General features: G+C 52.7%; 15 protein-coding genes. All 15 read right to left on the reverse strand.

Annotation, left to right across the window (positions count from 1 at the left end; genetic code table 11):
- Nucleotides 1–296: 296 nt before the first annotated feature.
- Nucleotides 297–1,832, reverse strand: a complete 1,536-nt coding sequence (locus HY768_02425) for a DnaJ domain-containing protein (GenBank protein MBI4726074.1) — start codon at nucleotides 1,830–1,832, stop codon at nucleotides 297–299.
- Nucleotides 1,829–3,151 (reverse strand): hypothetical protein, encoded by a 1,323-nt coding sequence (locus tag HY768_02430; GenBank protein MBI4726075.1) that lies wholly within the window; start codon nucleotides 3,149–3,151, stop codon nucleotides 1,829–1,831. Before HY768_02430 ends, HY768_02425 begins: the two co-directional genes overlap by 4 nt.
- A 243-nt stretch (nucleotides 3,152–3,394) precedes the next feature.
- The gene (locus HY768_02435; GenBank protein ID MBI4726076.1) at nucleotides 3,395–4,171 is read right to left on the reverse strand and encodes an SDR family oxidoreductase; all 777 of its coding nucleotides are present in this window, start codon (nucleotides 4,169–4,171) and stop codon (nucleotides 3,395–3,397) included.
- 13 nt (nucleotides 4,172–4,184) lie between these two features.
- The gene (locus HY768_02440; protein ID MBI4726077.1) at nucleotides 4,185–5,489 is read right to left on the reverse strand and encodes a thymidine phosphorylase; all 1,305 of its coding nucleotides are present in this window, start codon (nucleotides 5,487–5,489) and stop codon (nucleotides 4,185–4,187) included.
- Between the two features lie 72 nt (nucleotides 5,490–5,561).
- A complete protein-coding gene (locus HY768_02445) occupies nucleotides 5,562–6,458 on the reverse strand; it encodes a GNAT family N-acetyltransferase (protein ID MBI4726078.1) in 897 nt (298 codons plus the stop codon).
- Between the two features lie 497 nt (nucleotides 6,459–6,955).
- Entirely contained in the window at nucleotides 6,956–8,284 is a 1,329-nt protein-coding gene (locus HY768_02450; GenBank protein MBI4726079.1) for a TldD/PmbA family protein, read from the reverse strand.
- 23 nt (nucleotides 8,285–8,307) lie between these two features.
- A complete protein-coding gene (locus HY768_02455; GenBank protein ID MBI4726080.1) occupies nucleotides 8,308–9,759 on the reverse strand; it encodes a TldD/PmbA family protein in 1,452 nt (483 codons plus the stop codon).
- A gap of 80 nt (nucleotides 9,760–9,839) precedes the next feature.
- Complete coding sequence (locus HY768_02460) at nucleotides 9,840–11,402, reverse strand: GNAT family N-acetyltransferase (GenBank protein ID MBI4726081.1); 1,563 nt, start codon at nucleotides 11,400–11,402, stop codon at nucleotides 9,840–9,842.
- Nucleotides 11,399–12,394, reverse strand: coding sequence for a tryptophan--tRNA ligase (gene trpS / locus HY768_02465; protein ID MBI4726082.1), 996 nt, complete (start codon nucleotides 12,392–12,394; stop codon nucleotides 11,399–11,401). Before trpS ends, HY768_02460 begins: the two co-directional genes overlap by 4 nt.
- A gap of 36 nt (nucleotides 12,395–12,430) precedes the next feature.
- A complete protein-coding gene (locus HY768_02470) occupies nucleotides 12,431–12,796 on the reverse strand; it encodes a four helix bundle protein (protein MBI4726083.1) in 366 nt (121 codons plus the stop codon).
- 39 nt (nucleotides 12,797–12,835) lie between these two features.
- Nucleotides 12,836–13,738, reverse strand: a complete 903-nt coding sequence (locus tag HY768_02475) for a YitT family protein (protein ID MBI4726084.1) — start codon at nucleotides 13,736–13,738, stop codon at nucleotides 12,836–12,838.
- A 3-nt stretch (nucleotides 13,739–13,741) separates the two neighbouring features.
- Nucleotides 13,742–14,914: a nickel pincer cofactor biosynthesis protein LarC gene (larC, locus tag HY768_02480; GenBank protein ID MBI4726085.1), complete on the reverse strand. Its 1,173-nt coding sequence runs from the start codon at nucleotides 14,912–14,914 to the stop codon at nucleotides 13,742–13,744.
- Nucleotides 14,914–15,663, reverse strand: a complete 750-nt coding sequence (larB, locus tag HY768_02485; protein ID MBI4726086.1) for a nickel pincer cofactor biosynthesis protein LarB — start codon at nucleotides 15,661–15,663, stop codon at nucleotides 14,914–14,916. The genes larC and larB overlap by 1 nt, the downstream gene beginning before the upstream one ends.
- Before the next feature lie 35 nt (nucleotides 15,664–15,698).
- Nucleotides 15,699–16,517, reverse strand: a complete 819-nt coding sequence (gene larE, locus HY768_02490) for an ATP-dependent sacrificial sulfur transferase LarE (protein ID MBI4726087.1) — start codon at nucleotides 16,515–16,517, stop codon at nucleotides 15,699–15,701.
- A complete protein-coding gene (locus tag HY768_02495) occupies nucleotides 16,514–16,999 on the reverse strand; it encodes a metallophosphoesterase (protein MBI4726088.1) in 486 nt (161 codons plus the stop codon). Before HY768_02495 ends, larE begins: the two co-directional genes overlap by 4 nt.
- Between the last annotated feature and the right edge of the window lie 236 nt (nucleotides 17,000–17,235).

Here is a 17,235-nt window from a genome sequence, read left to right on the forward strand (position 1 = left end):
TGACGCGTGATAAATCACACGCACGGCTAACCGTCGATACTCCGCCATAGCCATATTTGATGGCTTCGCTGGCTGCCATCAAACGACGAGCCCGTTCGTTCAAGTGGGGCCAGATACGCGCAAATTGTTCTTCGAGTCGGGCATTGTTTTTCATGCCCAACATTATAGCACAAAATAAACTACTTGTAAAGGTTATTTATTAACGCTTCCTAACCGGATTTTTTGCCCTTAAACCGCTATTTGGGAGCTTTTTTACTACGTGAGACCTGGATCAAGCCGGTTTTCAAACCTTCAAATCAGCCCGCAACTGTTCCCGCTCGGCCTTGAGCTTCAGCAACTCCTCCATCATCTGTTCCTCCATCTGATCCAACCTTTCCATTTTTTTCTTTCTTTATGGCCTCGGAATCAGGCTCGGAAATATTTTCTTCAAATTTCGGTTCGGCCTGGGAAACCGGGACCGGCTCCGGGGTCTGGTCGTCCAATGGAATGTCGAGTTCCTGCAGTAATTTTAAGGCCTCGTCCTCAAGTTCTTTGACGTTGGACCCGGGAACATCCTTCTCTGAAACGACCGGCAAACCGGACGAATGAGAAACCTCTGGTTGCTGGGGACTATCCTGAATATTTTCCGGCGGAGCCTCAACTCCGGCCTGCTCTATTCCGGCCACCATGGATTCTATGGAATCCAGTTCCTTTAAAAGGTCTGTGGGAGATTCGTCCAAGGAAACGATATCCGGTTGTAATTCATCAGAGGTTTGGTCCTCTATCGTCGGGCCTTGGGGAATGAGTTTTTCCTGGACAGTGACGATCTCCAATCGGGATTCCTCCTGCTGTCCCGTGACCGGAGTTTGGGTCTCATCAGATGCGGTTTGCGGCTCCCCTGCCTGGCTTTGGAGTATCGACTCTGCCTGGACGGTGACGACCTCCAGCCTGGATTCTTCCGGCTCCGGTATTTTACTGTTATGATAGGTCTCCACCTTTTCCAGGCTGGACTCCAGGGAATCCAGTTCGCTTAACAGATCATCTATCCCCGAATGATCGGAAGTTTCCTCTGGCGCGACCGGAGTCTGCTCTGGCGCAGTTACCGGGACGGGAGGCAGTTGTTCCTCCGCCGTTTTTTCCGGGACCGGCTCTTCGGCCTGGGGCAATGCGATCACCGAAGCCTGTTCCCCGTCGGGCTTGGTCATGGTCTCTTCTATTGAATCCAGTTCCTTCAGCAGACTGCCGGCGTCTCCTCTCCATTCGGCGGTAATGGCGGCCGAGTCCCGGGCCGAGTGCTTGGCCTGCCTTACCTGCTGGGCTTCCTGGGCCTTGCTGAACGACTGCTGGGCGGCCTCGCTTAAATTGTGACGTTGGTATAAGAATCCCAGATTGAAATAGAATACCGGATTATCGGGATCCAATTCGATGGCCTTTTTGCAATAAAGCTCGGCCTCGGGCAGCCTGCCCGGAAACATTCCGATGGAAAGCCCCCACTGGCTGAAAAAGTGTCCCTGTTTGGGATCCAGCCGGGCAGCCCGGGCAAAGTACTGTACCGCCTCCTGATAATTCTGGAGGTCGAAAGCCTTAAGTCCGTCTAAATAGGCCTTCTCGGCCTTGGTGGGCTTTTCCGGGTTTTCAACCGTAAACTGCCCGGATAAAAGATCCAGTATGGAGTCGTAATCCCGACGTTTGACGGGATTGGTCAGGATTTTATGGGCCTGGCTTAATAATGAAAGATCGGACTCCTTGCCCATTTCCTGATACTGTTCCTGCAACAGGCGGCGGTAGGACTGGGATATCTCGGAAGTTTCGGCCCCGCGGCTCACTCCCAGAATTTCGTAGTAGTTCCTCATTTGACGGCGGTTTCCTGTTTTTGCAATTTTTCCAGCCTTGCCCGGCTGCCTTCCAGCAGCTGCATCACCGCGGTTAGGTCTTTTTGTTTTTCGCCTATTTCCAGGGAAAGGCGTTCCTTCTCTCCGGTCCACTGTTCGCAGATATCGGACATCTCCTGAATGTTGTCCCGCATCTCTTCCACCTTCTGCTCCAGCTCGGAGGCCTCGCGCCGCTTCTCTTCGATGGTCTGCTCCAGCTCGCTTTCCTCCAGGCGCTTTTCGGCGATGAACTGCACCAGGTTCTGCACTTCGGCCTTGGATTGCTTGAGCCACTGGGCCAGATTGGCTTCGCCCTTTTTAAGCTCCGTCATCCGGGTGTTAAGCTCGGCTTCCTGCTGCTGGATGCTGACTAATCGCTTGTCCAGCTCGATGCCCTCTTCGATCCGGGCGGTCAGATGGTGGCTGACTTCTTCCAATTTGGACTGCTTGTTCCGGAGCAGCCCTTCAAATTCCACTAATTGCTTGCGGCCCTGGTCGATCACGCCATCCAGCTCGGTCCGCTCCTGCCGCATTTTTTTGACCTGGCTGGTCAGGTCCGATTCCTCTCCCCGGAACATCTCCAGCCACCGGGTATGGTCGGCCGCCTCGGCCTCCACTTTTCTAAGCTCCTTGCGCCGGGCGTCCAGCTCTTTTTCTATGTCTTTTTTCTTACGCTCGAATTCGGCCAGGGCTTCGCCGGCAGTGGCCACGGTAATGGTTTTGGGAGCCGATAGCGCCAGTAGCAGCAAGATGATGATAATCAGGGCCGCCGCCTGTCCGGCTACGATCGGAATGGGGATGGCCGGTTTTAAGGAAGCGGCCGGCTGGGCCTGTCCTTTGGTCAAAAGATAAAGGCTTCCGATCTTATCCTTGCCCAGCAATATAGGAACGGCCGCCCAGTAGGATCTTTCCTTGGGCCCGGCCGAAGCCGGCTGCAGTAGAAGATTCTCGTCCGTCAGAGTTTTGATCCCGTCCGGCAATGAGAGGGGCTGGCCCACCATGTCATCTTCGGAGGCGGCCACTATCTGTCCCTTGCTATTGGCCACCCGGATCTGCGACACTTCGGGATAATCAGACCGGGCCTGGGCCATCAATTCGGACAGCGAAAGATCATCGGCGTTGGCCACCGGGTCGGAAAGGCTGCGGGCCAGGCTCTTGGCAATAAGTTCGGAGCGGGTCTTAAGCTCGTCCGGAGCCGCGCTGCCCGAAGGTTTTTTATTTTGAAGCAGAGCAAGCGCCGTAAGACCCAAAGCCGCCAGGGCCAGGATCACGCTTATTATTATGGAAACGGTTCTTTTCATTAAAGCTGTTATAGGATAATACCTTATATACCAGTATAATAGTATTAAAAATTGATTTTAAAGTCAAGTAAAATAATTAGATTACTGTTTACTAAGGCTTTAACTTAGATAGCATGTTACGTTTTTCATCCGCAGATTTTCGCAGATTTCACAGATGTATTAATGCCGTTTGGGATATGTTACGTTCTATATCTGCATCAATCTGTGGATAGTAATTCCCCGTAAAGGACAGATAGACATTTACTACTGTTTTCGGTTGACCATGGTTATGGAAGCCTGGTCGGTGGGCATGATGATGATGTCCTCGATGTTGACATGGGCCGGCCGGGTGCAGGACCATACCACAGCTTCGGCGATGTCTTCCGGCCTTAGCGGTGCCATCCCCTGATAGGCCTTGTCCGCCCGCTGCTGGTCGCCATGGAAACGGACAATAGCGAACTCAGTCTCCACAAAACCGGGATCGATGCTGGTTACCCTGATATTGGTACCGAAGACATCCATCCTCATGGCCTTGTTCAGTGCTTTCACCGCATACTTGGTGGCGTTGTAAACATTGCCGGCCGGGTAGACCTCGTGCCCGGCGATTGAGCCGATGTTGACGACATGGCCGGAGTTCCTCTTGACCATGCCCGGCATCACCGCCCGGGTGACGTAGAGCAGGCCCTTGATGTTGGTGTCTATCATCTCCTCCCAGTTCTGGATCACCCCTTCCTGGATCTTCTCCAGACCCCGGGACAGTCCGGCATTGTTCAGTAGGATGTCGATGTCGGACCATTGAGCGGGCAATTTATTGATCGCTTCCTCTACTTCCTTCTGTTTGCGAACATCAAAAACAAGTAACGTGGTTACAAGATTCTTATTAATCTTCGATATTTCTCCAGCCAATTCCACTAAACGTTCTTTGCGCCTGGCTGCCAGGATTAGTTTAGCTCCTGCCTTGGCAAACTCGATGGCACACGCTCGCCCGATGCCGCTGGAGGCCCCGGTGATAAATACGATTTTGTTTTTCAAATCCTGCATCAATGCCTCATATTTATATTATCTCTTTTATCAGTTTAACGTCTTCCGGCTTCGTCTCAGATATCCTGATGCAATCCACCAGCCGCCTGGCCGCCTCCTGACCCTTCTGTTCATCATTGCAGAGCACTTTGACCATAGTGTCTCCGGGCTTTACCTGTTCGCCGATCTTGCGGTCAAAGATGAACCCGGCCGCCGGATCAATGACATCATCCATCTTCAGCCGGCCGCAGCCCAAGAAGACCCCGGTCATGCCTACCTCCCGGTTGTCCATGGAATGAATATACCCGGCCTTCTCCGCTTTAGCTTTTATGATATGCTGGGCCTGGGGCAATACTTTCTTGCAATCATCGGCAACTTTGACCTCCCCGCCGTGGGCCGCCACCATCTCCCGGAATTTGTCCAGGCCCTGGCCGGAGGAAACTATCTGCTGAAGTATCCTTTTGCCGAATCCCACGTCATTGGCCCGCTCGCCCAGCACCAGCATCTCGGCACCCAGGGCATAGGTGATCTCCATCAGGTCTCCGGGGCCGTTGCCTTTGAGACAGTCCACGCATTCTTCGATCTCCAGAGCATTGCCCACTGTCCGGCCCAGCGGCTGGTTCATGTCGGTGATCAGGGCCTTCATCTTTTTGCCCATCCCCTGCCCGATGGCTGTCATGGTTTTGGTAAGCGCCAATGCGTCCTCGTGCTTCTGCATGAAGGCCCCGCTGCCGGTCTTGACGTCCAGCACCAGCCCGTCGGCGCCCTCGGCCAGCTTCTTGGACATGATGGACGCGGCTATCAGCGGGATGCAGTCCACCGTGGCGGTTACATCGCGCAGGGCATACAGCTTCTTGTCGGCCGGGGCCAGGTCCGGGGTCTGCCCCATCATGGCCAGCCCGATCCGGGCCAGGGTGTGACGGAACTCATCATAAGACAGATCGGTGCGGAAACCGGGAATGGATTCCAGCTTGTCCAAGGTCCCGCCGGTGTGTCCCAGCCCCCGGCCCGAAACCATCGGCACCGGCACCCCGGCTGCCGCCACCATCGGCGCTAAGATTATGGAAATCTTGTCCCCCACCCCACCGGTGGAATGCTTGTCCACCTTGATGCCGGGGATGTCGGACAGGTCAAACACCCGGCCGGAATTCATCAGAGACATGGCCAACTCGCTGGTTTCGGCTTCAGTCATGCCTTTCAGGAATATGGCCATCAGCAGGGCGGCAGTCTGATAATCGGGTATGGCCCCGGAAGTATAATTGGCGATGAACCATTTTATCTCGCCTGATGAGAGTTCGCCGCCGTTGCGCTTTTTATAGATTATTTCGTAAGGGGTCATATCACCTCTCCCACTAAATGCTCGAAAATATTTTAAATCTTGTTTTCGTGGTTTTCGCGTGTTTCGCAGGCATTATAGTTTCCTGGACCACTCCAGCACCACCATCCAGATGGGCATGGCCTTGCGCCAGCCCGTGCCTTTTACGATATTCCGGAACCAGGCGCTTTTGGGCAGGTGCATCTCGGTCTTTTTGGCTCCCAGCAAACGCCCCAGTTTCCGGCCCTCCTTGAGGATCGTCTGAAAAGTCTTGGGATCCAGCGCCGCCGCCCGGCAGTAATTATAGAACTTCTTGTCCTTTGACTGTAATATTACCAGGCCCCCGGCCAGCCCCCGGTGGCCGTAATATCCGTAAACCCTTTTTTGTTTGATCAAACCGTCAAGGGCTTGTTTGTCAAATGTTTTGGCCGACCAACTGTCCAGATACAACCCCTTCCAATATTTGGCCTGCCGGTCGCGATTGAAAAGGCTGAGATACTCCTGGCCTTCTTTGGGTTTGGCCCGCACCAGCGCAGTTTCTGTAGTATCGGTAAGTTTGCTTATGTACTCGTCGAACCCGGCCACGATCTTCATGGATTTGGACTGGCCCAGGTGCTGGGATATCTTGTTATACGAGCCGGTGGCATAACGAACGTATTTTGGTTTTAAGGACATGGCTTTCTTCCAGGCATGGTTCTGAATGATCCGTCCGATGCCGCAACCCCGGTATTTAGGATTGACCCGCAAACCCTCCAGCCACAGCTCGCCCGGCCGGTGAATGGTGATTTTTCCCACTCCCACCGGAACATCGTTGATGGTGGCCGCGAAAAAAAGCCCGTTTCTGGTTTTTACCCATTCGTCCCAGACCTCGGGCATGTAATCCCCCCAGCGGCCGAAGGTATGTTTGCAGAACCCAAGTACCACGGCTTTGTCCGAGTCCCTGGCCGGACGGATATTTATACGTCCTGCATCATCTTTAGCTTTAGTGTTCATTTGGGAATCCTTATTTATCCTTTTCGTCGCTTTCTCTTTGAAGAGAAAGCTCCAAAGAGAGGCCTTCGCTAAAGCTACGGCCCCCAGGGGAAGGCATGCAAGGAGCGTAAGCGAAACTTTCGCTTCAGCGCCGCTTTGATGCACCGGCTGCCTGAATTTATTGACCCGAATATTAGGCATAATACTGGCACTAATTTCTTTATTCGGCTTTGAGCCGGATAAAACGCCAGCCTTTGCCGGACAGCAGCGCTGAAGCGAACCTTGGTTGGTCCCGGGACCCCGCCATCAGCGGAGCGGCTTGGTTTCAGTCCCGATAAAGCCCCGCCTTGGCGGGGCCGGGGCGTAAGCCTTGCTTACCGCGGAACTGGGCTTCGGCGTGAGCTCAGCCGAACGGCGGTAAAAACTTCTTGGCATACTTTCTTAGTCATAAGAAAGTATGATTGAAAAGATTATATTCTGGACTATTTACAAAATTGACATGTCGACAAAGATAGTGTCTATGCTTCTGTCAGTCCGGTAAAATGAAAATTGTTGACCTTAAGCGGCGGGACCACCATATTCTCCTGGCTCTCCGGGATGCCCAATGCCTCCACGTTGTTGAAGAACTCCACCAGGTCCTGGTTGAAGCGCATGTTCTTTACCCCGCAGGATATCTTGCCGTCTACGATCAGGAAGGTGCCGTCCCGGGTCATCCCGGTGATGATCGGGACCTTGCGGTCCACTACCCGGTTGTACCAGAAACGGGTCACCAGCACCCCGCACTGGGTGGATTTTATCATATCTTCCAAAGAGGCGCTCCCGCCTTCCAAAACCAGATTGCTGGGCATCGGGCCGTAGGTGTTGGGCTGCGGCAGGCCATGCCCGGTGGTCTCGGTCTTGTCCTGGGCCGCAGTTTTTAGGTCATATACCGGCCCGCGGGCCACGCCTTTATCAATTATGACTACTTTCTTCTTCGGCATGCCCTCGGAATCAAACGGTTCGGCCCAGGCCGCCAGGGAATTGTAGGCATCGTCGGTGATGGTGATGTTTTCGCCCATCAGTTTTTGTCCCAGTTTGCCGGACAGGCAGCTCAGGTTCTCCTGCACCGAGAGGGCCCCGAAGGCCAGGAATGACAGGAACATCAAGGGCGTGGTCACCGCCTCGGGCTCCAGGATGACTGTGTAATCGCCGGGATCCAACGCTTTGGCATTAAGCCCGCCCAGACATTTCTGAATGGCGATGGAAGCTACTTTCTCCGGATCCAGGTCTTCGGCTTTTCGCACCATACTGGCAAACCGGCCGGCGGCGATCCCGGAACGGGCGGTAATCTCCATGTTCAGAGTGCTGATCCGGTGGTAAGCAAAAAGCCCGTTGCTGTTGGCCATGGCCGTGGCGTACATGGTGTTGCTGACCAGCCCGGCCAGCTCCACCTTTTCCAGCCTGGCCAGTTTGACCGCCTTCAGCACCATCTCCGCCCGCTGTTCCGGCTCCATGAAAGCCGAGTTTTCATCATAGGGATTGATCTCCCGGTATTTCTGTGGCCCCACCAAAGGCGGAAGTTCCTGGGTGCCGGTGATGGCCCGGGCCGCTCCCAAAGCCTGCCGGGCCAGCTTTTTCAAGGATTTATCGTCGAACTGGTTGGTGGCGGCTCGGCCCGAGCGGTTGTCAAGGTCCACCCGCAGGGAGACATTCAGGTCCGACACATCCACGTTCTGATGGATGGTGTTGTTGGCGATCCGGGTCAGCGGGCTGGCGTTCTGGGTCAGGATCACCTCGGCCTGGCCCTCTTTGGCGAAGGACAACGCCCTTTGGCAGATATCACGGGCCTGATTTTTATCTATCAACATTTTATTTCATCCGTCGTTATGATTTACTTTTTACCTGGTATGACGCCGACCTTGATATCCCGGAACCGGGATGGCGCGCAGCCCTGGGCGGTCCGGGCCAGCTGTTGGGGTTCTCCCTTGCCACAGTTGCAGGTGCCCCAGATCTTCCAGTCCTTGGGTCCGGCGATGGCGTCGCAGGCGTTCCAGAACTGCGGGGTGAATCCGGTGTAGGTGGCGTTCTTGAGCATCTGCCCCAGCTTGCCCTTTTTTATCTCCCAGGCGATCTCGGTGCCGAACTGGAAATTGGAGCGCCGGTCGTCGATGGAAAAGCTCTTGTTGGTGGCCAGGTAGATGCCATCCTCAGTCTCAGAGACGATCTGCTCAAGTGATTTGGTGCCCGGCTCCAGATTGATGCAGGTCATCCGAACTATCGGCATGTTGCCCCAGCCGTCGGCCCGCATGGCCCCGGTGGATTTTTTGCCTATGACCTTGGCGGTCTCGCGGGAGGAAAGGTAGTTGACCAACATCCCATTCTTTATCAGGTCGGACTTTTGGGCCTTGACCCCCTCGTCGTCGTAGCCGTAGCTGCCCAGCCCCCTGGGGCAGATGGGGTCAGAGATTATGGTAACGATGTCCGAACCGTATTTCAGCTTATCCAGATTGTCGGTGGTGGCAAAGCTGGTACCGGCGAAGTTGGCCTCGCTACCGAACACCCGGTCCAGCTCCAGCGGATGGCCCACCGATTCGTGAATCTGCAGGGACAGCTGGGATCCCTCGATGATGATCTCCTTTTCTCCCGACGGACACTGGACGGCGGAAAGTAGGGCCACCGCTTCTCCGGCGGTCTGGCCGGCATGGCCGGCAAAATCCAGCTGTTCGATCATCTCGTAGCCGTTGGACTCCCACTGCCCGCCGTGGGAACAGGGGTAGGAACGGTACTGCACATCGCCGTCTTTGACGGCGGTGGCGGTGTATCCTCCGCCGCACTGGATGATCCTCTGCTCTATCAGCGATCCGATGGTGGAGGCGAACAACTGGTCCTCCACCCAGGCCGCGATCCGTGACTCGGTGATGTTCACGCCTTTAACCTGGCGCATGGCGGCATCGGTCTTAAGCAACAATGCGATCTTTTCCTCCAGCGGAACTTCCAACGGGTTCTTCTTGTGTGGTGTGACATATTTGTCTATGTATTTCTCCACCGGGGCCAGCTCCAGGTCTTTTACCTTGAGCAGGGCGCTGGCCTTGGCCACTTTCACCGCCAGCTTGGCCACCCGCTCTATTTCGGCCTTGTCTATTTTGGAGCTGGAGGCAAAACCCCAGGCCCCGTTGGCGATCACCCGGATGCCGAAGCCGCCGGAGGTCCCCCGGTTGATGCTGCCCACCTGGCCGTCCTTGACCTCCACCCGCTCGGATTCATCGTTGATGATCCGAATGTCGGCGTAGCTGGCCCCGGCCAGCTCGGCCACATTAAGGGCGTGTTGCGCTAGGTCTTTCAATTTTATTACTCCCACTTATAATATTTTCTCTATTAACTTCTTACTGGTCGTTGGAACAATTGCGAATCCTACACAATAATTTACTTTCGGATTTGTTCTACTTTTCTAATATTTTTATATTTTGGGAACAAATATAAGGTGATTACAAACACAAAAATCAAAACCATCATCATGATAACAATGTCTTTTCTTATTCCCGCCATAAATGGCATCGTTATTTTAATTTCACTTTCTCTGATGGTTTTATAACCTTTAATAAGAAATTCAATACTTTGCCCCGGTTCAAGTCTTTCAATAGTATAGCAAAGGTTAGGGCTATTGGGATTGATCTCACTGACTGTGGATGCTGCAGTAAATCCTACGACCTCTAAATAACCAGAATACACAACATCGTTAACAAAAAAACGTATATTCCCCATTAGTTCTGATGTTTTATTTGAAACCGTAATAAATGAGTAAACTTTCGTTGCAAGCACAAATTTCATAAGATTTTCATTGTCAATTAATCCCGGCTTATCTCCTTTTAATTTATACAACTGCTCTAAAGGATTATCAACTAATGATTGCCCTAGGTCAAGTTTATTCTTTGCTGCTTCTTCAAGAACATCGCTTACATATAACATAGAGAGGCCTAACCTTTTTTCCTCATCCGTTCTATAAGCAGAATAATTTAATGTTTGTTTTGGTAAAACACTAGAATCAGTAATTCCAAATATATACCATGGTGATAGTCCACTCCAACCTTGTTGTTTCCAATTCTTAAGTCGTTCATAAGGCAAATAATATGGCATCCCTTTTTTTGTATCCATATCTTCTGGTTTACCATAAGGTGCTAATACATTTTTGTCTTTGCCCTCCACTCTAAAATAATTACGCATTTTACTTGAATCTATTGATTCCGATACTTTGGCCATATTAAATATATAAATCGGCCTTAGTACTTTTATTTGTGGTTTCGATCGTATTGGAAATATTCCAACAGTTGCCAACAAACCAACAATACCTAGCATCGCTACATAGAGATTTGTTATCTTTACGATACTATCAAATGTATTATTTCCTTTGCCATTTTTCTTCATATTTTGTTGAGCTCCATTTTCCCACTCGTTTCTATTCAATCCGTAATGAAGCTTGTCCAGCCATTCACCGTTCCATTCCCGGATTTCCCTTTCACATCCCTCATTCTTAAAACCAATCTTCTCGGCCACCCGGATCATCCTCTTGTTGAATGACCAGGTCTCTATGCCTATGTGGTGCAGGTTGCGGCTCCGGAACAGGTAATCTATCCATAATTTTAGGGCTTCCGTCCCCAGGCCCTTGCTGATCAAAGAATCCTCATAAATAGCTACCCCGACATATTTATGATCCTGATTACCTTTATCAGCATAGCAATTCACCGTACCAATGGGGCGTGTGCTTTCATTCTCGACTATAATTGCCATACCAAACTTGTCTTCTTTTTCACCTTCAATGCTTTTAGTTATTCTGGCAATATATTCCTCATCTGGTTCTGGCTGATCTTTTTCCCAAGGAGCATCGAATAACTTAGCTTGGCCGTTCATTTGGCGCCATTTAAAGAATATAGGAACATCTTCCAATGTCCTTCTTCTCAACCAAACTATCTCGCCCTTGGCCAGGATCACCCCAGTATGTCCCGGTAATCTATCTTCATGGCCATTTTGGCCTTTTCTAAAATGTCTCCGGTCACTTCCTGTCCTTTGATGATACCCTGCTTCAGCACATTCCTGACATAACCCAGGTCATTGCCCAGTTCTATGCGCTTCTGCCGGATCGGGGCAAAATAGGCGTTCATGTTGGCTATCAGCTCCTTCTTGCAGACCACGCAGCCTCTCCCGCCTTTCAGGCATTCCTCTTTGATGGCGGCGTGGCCCGACGTGAATATCTGGTGGTAGCTATGAACTATACAGCCGTCGGGGTGACCGGGATCGTCCTTGCGGGCCTTGGCGGGATCGGTGTAGGCGCTCATGATCTTCTTGGCGGTCTCTTCTTCGCTGTCCTTGAGCTCTATGGAGTTGTTCAGTGATTTGCTCATCTTGGCGTTGCCGTCAAATCCCTTGATCCGCCCGAACGAGCCCACCTTGGCCTCCGGCTCCACGAACACCTGGCCGTAGATCCGGTTGAAATCGCGGGCGATCTCCCGGGTCATTTCTATCATCGGCAGCTGGTCGTCGCCCACCGGCACCAGGTCGGCATTGAAGGCCAGAATGTCGGCGGCCTGCGAGACGGGATAGGCGTAGAACCCGAAGGGCAGTGATTCCCCAAAACCCTTCTGCTTGATCTCCTCCTTGACCGTGGGATTGCGCCCCACCCGGGCCACTGTGACCAGATTCATGAAGAATATGGTCAGGTCGGCGATGGCCGGCAGTTTGGACTGAATGACGATGGTGGATTTATTCGGGTCTATCCCTGCCGCCAGGTTATCCAGGGTCACCTCGATGATGTTGTCGTGCACCTTTTGGGGGGCGTCAAAATTATCGGTCAACGCCTGAACATCCGCGATCAGAACATAGGTTTCGTACTGGTCCTGCAGTTTCACCCGCTCCACCAGCGAGCCGAAATAGTGCCCTATGTGCAGCGGTCCGGTGGGCCGGTCTCCTGTCAGAATACGTTTCATTTTGCCCGTAAACTGTAAATTGTGAAATGTGAAGTGTTAATTGTTTTTAGCGGCCAGACTTCGGATAAGACCGGCCAAGGTCTTGCTGACATTGGTTATCATTCCATCAATGTTGCTCTTCTCTTCCGCTTTGATATAACCCAGTGCCAATGACAGTTCCAAAAATGTATCCAGTTCGCTCAAAGATCCTCCGGCTATCGAAAGAAATTGTACAAATTCTTTTGTTGACCTTCGGGCTGCGCCCTCTGCGATATTGGCAGGAACCGAGGTCGCTGCACGCCGCATCTGGGATATAATTCCGTATTGCTCTTCTTTTGGATATCGGCCGGTAAGGTCATACACTGCCTTGGCCAGTTGAATGCTCATTTTCCAGACATCCAGTTTTTTATGCGCCCTTTCCATACTCACCCCCTTCATATTTCACAGTTTACAGTTCACAATTCACACCCCCTCGTTGATTTTGCTCCAAGGAGTGAATCCGTGCCCCAGCACTTCCTTGACGTCGGTGACCACCATGAAGGCCTTGGGATCCAGCAGACTGACTATTTCCTTCAACTGCACTAGCTCCCTCCGGCTGACCACGCAGAACAAAATGGCGCGCTCGGTGCCCTTGTAAAAGCCCTTGCCCACCCACATGGTCCCGCCCCGGTTCATCTCCAGCACCACTTCGCCCCTGATTAGCTGGTGGTTGTCGGAGATAATATAGGCCGCCTTATTGTAGGACCAGCCCTCCAGGATCACGTCCAGGATTCGACTGGAGACATACAAAGTGATCAGGCCGTACAAGGCCAGGTCCACGCTGCGGAAGGTCAGCCCGGCCAGGACGATGATGAAGAAGTCCACCATGATGATGCCGATGCCCGGGATGGCGTTGGTGTATTTGGCGATGATCTGGGCCACAATGTCCGAGCCCCCGGTGGTGGCCTGGTGCCGGAAAGCCAGCCCCAGTCCGACCCCCAGCAGGATGGCTCCGTAAAGCGCTGCCAGTATGGTGTTCTGGGTGGCAGCCTTGAAATGGAACATGGCCTGCAGGAAATCGGTCAAAAAGGAAGTGACAAACACCGCATAGATGGTGCGGAAACCGAATTTCTTGCCGAACTCCAGCAGCCCCCAGATGAACAGCGGTATGTTGACGGCGAAGATCACCACGCCCACCGGCAGTTTAAAAAGGTAGTGCAGAATAGTGCTTATTCCGGCCGCGCCGCCCGGGGCTATCTTATGGGGCACCAGGAACAGATCGTAGGAAAGGGCCATCAGGGCGCAGCCTATCGTGATCATGGAAAAGTCCCAGATGACCTTTGATAATTTGGGCTTTAAGCCCAGGCTTTTCAGGCTGATGTCCATAGATTATCGTTTATGCTCTTTTAGGAATTGTGCTTTGGCCAGTTCAATCACCTTCATCAGCGGCTGGCCGCTTTTTTGGGCGATCGTTCTGCATTCCTCATATTCCGGTATGAACTTATGAGATCCGTCGTAGAGGGTGACCCTTTTACCGGGGATCGGGCCGTAAGCGGTCTTTACTTTTGTCTCCCGGCGCGGAAGTGTATATCGTTCCAGCTCGCGGCGGCGGATGCCCAAAGTGGTGGTCTCTGAAAATATTGTATCCAGCATCGCGGCCTCGTTTTCCGGGCCGGTCAGGACCGAAAACATCACTGCGGGACGGTTTTTCTTCATTTGAATGGGCGTAAAATAAACGTCCAGCGCGCCCTGTTTGAAAAGAATTTCCAGCAGGTGCTGGTAGATTTGGGGGCTTAGGTCGTCGATATTGGTCTCCAGCATCACAATATCGCTAGGGCTTCTATTGTCCGGCATCAATTCTCCGGCCAGCACCCTCAGCAGGTTGGGCTGGGCCAGTTCCCGGGTGCCCGCGCCGTTCCCAACCGACTTTAGAATCATTTTGGGCATCGGCCCGAAGCCTTCGGCAAAATGGGTGATGATGGCCGCCCCGGTGGGAGTCACCAGTTCCCCGGAGAGATCGTTCTGATAGATCACCGCGTTCTTCAGAAGCTGGGCGGTGGCCGGTGCCGGCACCGGCAGGGTGCCGTGCTGGCATTTGACCTGCCCGTGCCCAAGATTCAAAGGCGAACAATATACTTCCTTGGCCCCCAACTCTTCCAGAGCCAGACAGCTGCCCACGATGTCAATGATAGCGTCAATCGCCCCCACTTCGTGAAAATGGATTTTCTGTTTTGAAATGCGGTGAACTTTTGACTCTGCTTCGGCCAGTCTGGTGAATATTGTAATGGAGTTATCTGTTACAAAACCAGACAGCCCGGCCTTTTTGATGATGGTCTCTATTTCCTTCAGGTGGCGGCAGGGCTGAGGGCCCGGCTTGACTTCCAGCTGCAGGCCTCCCAGGCCGCAACGCTTCACTTTGGCCAGTTCCACCTTCCAGCCTTTGACCGGCAGGCGTCTTAATGACCTCTCTATGTCTTTCCAGGAAGCCCCGGCATCAATCAGCCCGGCCAGGATCATGTTGCCGGAGGCTCCGGTGGGACAATCTAAATATATTACTTTCATTAGCTCTTTCCTTTGGCGATCATCCAGGCCAGGTAGCCGGCCCCGAACCCGTTGTCAATGTTCACCACCGCCACGCCCGGCGAGCAGCTGTTGAGCATGGCCAACAGCGCGGTGATCCCGCCGAAGCTGGCCCCGTAGCCCACGTTGGTGGGCACGGCGATCACCGGGCAGGCCACCAGGCCGCTGACCACGCTGGGCAGGGCGCCTTCCATCCCGGCCACGGCCACTACGACCTTGGCCTTCTGCAGGGTCTCCCTTTTGTCCAAGAGCCGGTGGATCCCGGCCACGCCGACATCCCATAACCGGACCACTCTTGCGCCAAGCAGTTCAGCGGTGACCGCGGCCTCTTCGGCCACCGGGATATCCGAGGTTCCGGCGGTTACCACCGCGATGTATTTTCCCGTTTTTGAGGATACAACCTTGCGGTTGCTGATGATCCGGGCAATGGGATAATAGACGGCTTTGGGATTGATCTTTTTCACCGCCTGATATTGCTCCAAGGCAGCCCGGGTGGCCATTACCAGCCCGTCACCCGACATGGCCTTGAAAATATTAGCTGCTTGTACTGGGGTCTTGCCCTGGCAGAATATCACCTCCGGCGCTCCCCGGCGCAATTCCCGGTGATTATCTATGTTGGCAAAACCGAGATTTTTAAAGGGAAGGTTTTTCAGGCGGTTCAACGCCTGGGCTTCGGTCATCTTCCCGGTTTTGATCTGTTTTATTATTTCCAGTAATTTATCTTGTTTCATATCGGTTGAAAATCAATGATATCAATGCTTTGGGTTTACTGTTTTTTAGGATTGAAGCAGCCCGTTTGATAACCCAGCAGATCAAGCGTGACGAACTGGTAGCCTGCCGCTTTAATCTTGTTGGTCAATTTTATTTTATTTTTTATGATTTTAGCAAATTCCTTAGAATCCACTTCTATCCGGGCCACTTGGCCGTGATGGCGGACCCGGTATTTTTTAAGACCCAGCTCAGCCAAAGCTTCCTCTGCCTTTTCCACCTGCTTTAAAACCGCGGCATCGATCTTAACCCCGTAAGGTATCCGCAAGGCCAGGCAGGCATTGGCCGGATGATCCCAGTTGGGCAGGCCTTTTTGCTTGGCGATCATTCTGATCTCGGCCTTGGTCATCCCTACTTCCACAAATGGACTTTTTATCCCCCGCTCCTCGGCCGCCCGGCGGCCGGGCCGGAAGTCGTGGACATCGTCGGCATTGGTGCCGTCCAGGATATATTTTATCCCTTTTTTTGAAGCAATGGATTTTATGGCCTTGAATAGATGTTTTTTGCAGTGATAGCAGCGGTCAGTGGGGTTGGAATTGAATTTCGGATCGTTCAGCTCATCGGTCTTAAGCGCCAGCAGTTTGATCCCGAATTTGCGGGCTATTGCTCTGGCCTGCTTCATTTCGCCCGGAGTGTAGGATTGTGATACCGCCGTCACCGCCAGATGCTTGTTGCCCAGCGCCTCCCTGACCAGCAAGGCCAGCAGCGAGCTGTCCACGCCCCCGGAATAGGCTATTGCTGCGCTACCGTAAGAGGAAAGGATTTTTTGCAGGCGGAGCAGTTTATCCTTTACTGCTGGCAGGGATGACTTCGTCATAAATCAATTATCCGGCCGCTCATGTCAGAGAGGTCCACCACCGCGCAGGTGGGCTTTCCGCTGAGATACCCGCAGCCTTCGCCGGGATTGATTACCAGGGTTCCCTCCTCCCGGATGTCCAGTTTGTGGGTATGGCCGTAAACCACCAGGTCAAAGTTAGCCGATTTGACCAGGCTCTCCAGGCAATAAGGCTCGTGCATCATGCAGATCCGCCGCGATCCCAGGTCAAACTCGTACGGCCCGGGATGCAGTTCAAACCCGGCCTCCTGGAATTTTTGGGAGAGGTAGACCTTGTCGCCGTCGTTATTGCCGAATACGGCTATCAGCTTTAGCTTGGTCTGTTCGAACACCGGCACCATGAACGGGGAGATCATGTCGCCGGCATGCAGCACGGTCTTGACGCCGTCCGCCTTGAAAGCCTCGCAAGCCTGGTAACACGACTTCAGGTCGTCGTGGGTATCGGAAATTAAACCTATTTTCATAATGATGAACTAATTTATTAATATTTTCTTTTCAATTTCATAAATGGCGGCTCAACTATTTGCAATAAACCACCGCATTCTTCCGATGGTTCTACATTATATACCTGAATTCCGTAGCATAAATATACACTACAGTCCTTTGAGGAGCTGAGGAGATACAGCTTTAAGGATGCGTTCTTGGCGTTTTGTTAATGTGACAATACGGGATAAGGTAAAACCTTTTGACTGATCACGCA

The sequence above is a fragment of the candidate division TA06 bacterium genome (genome assembly GCA_016208585.1).
Lineage (GTDB): Bacteria > Edwardsbacteria > AC1 > AC1 > EtOH8 > UBA5202.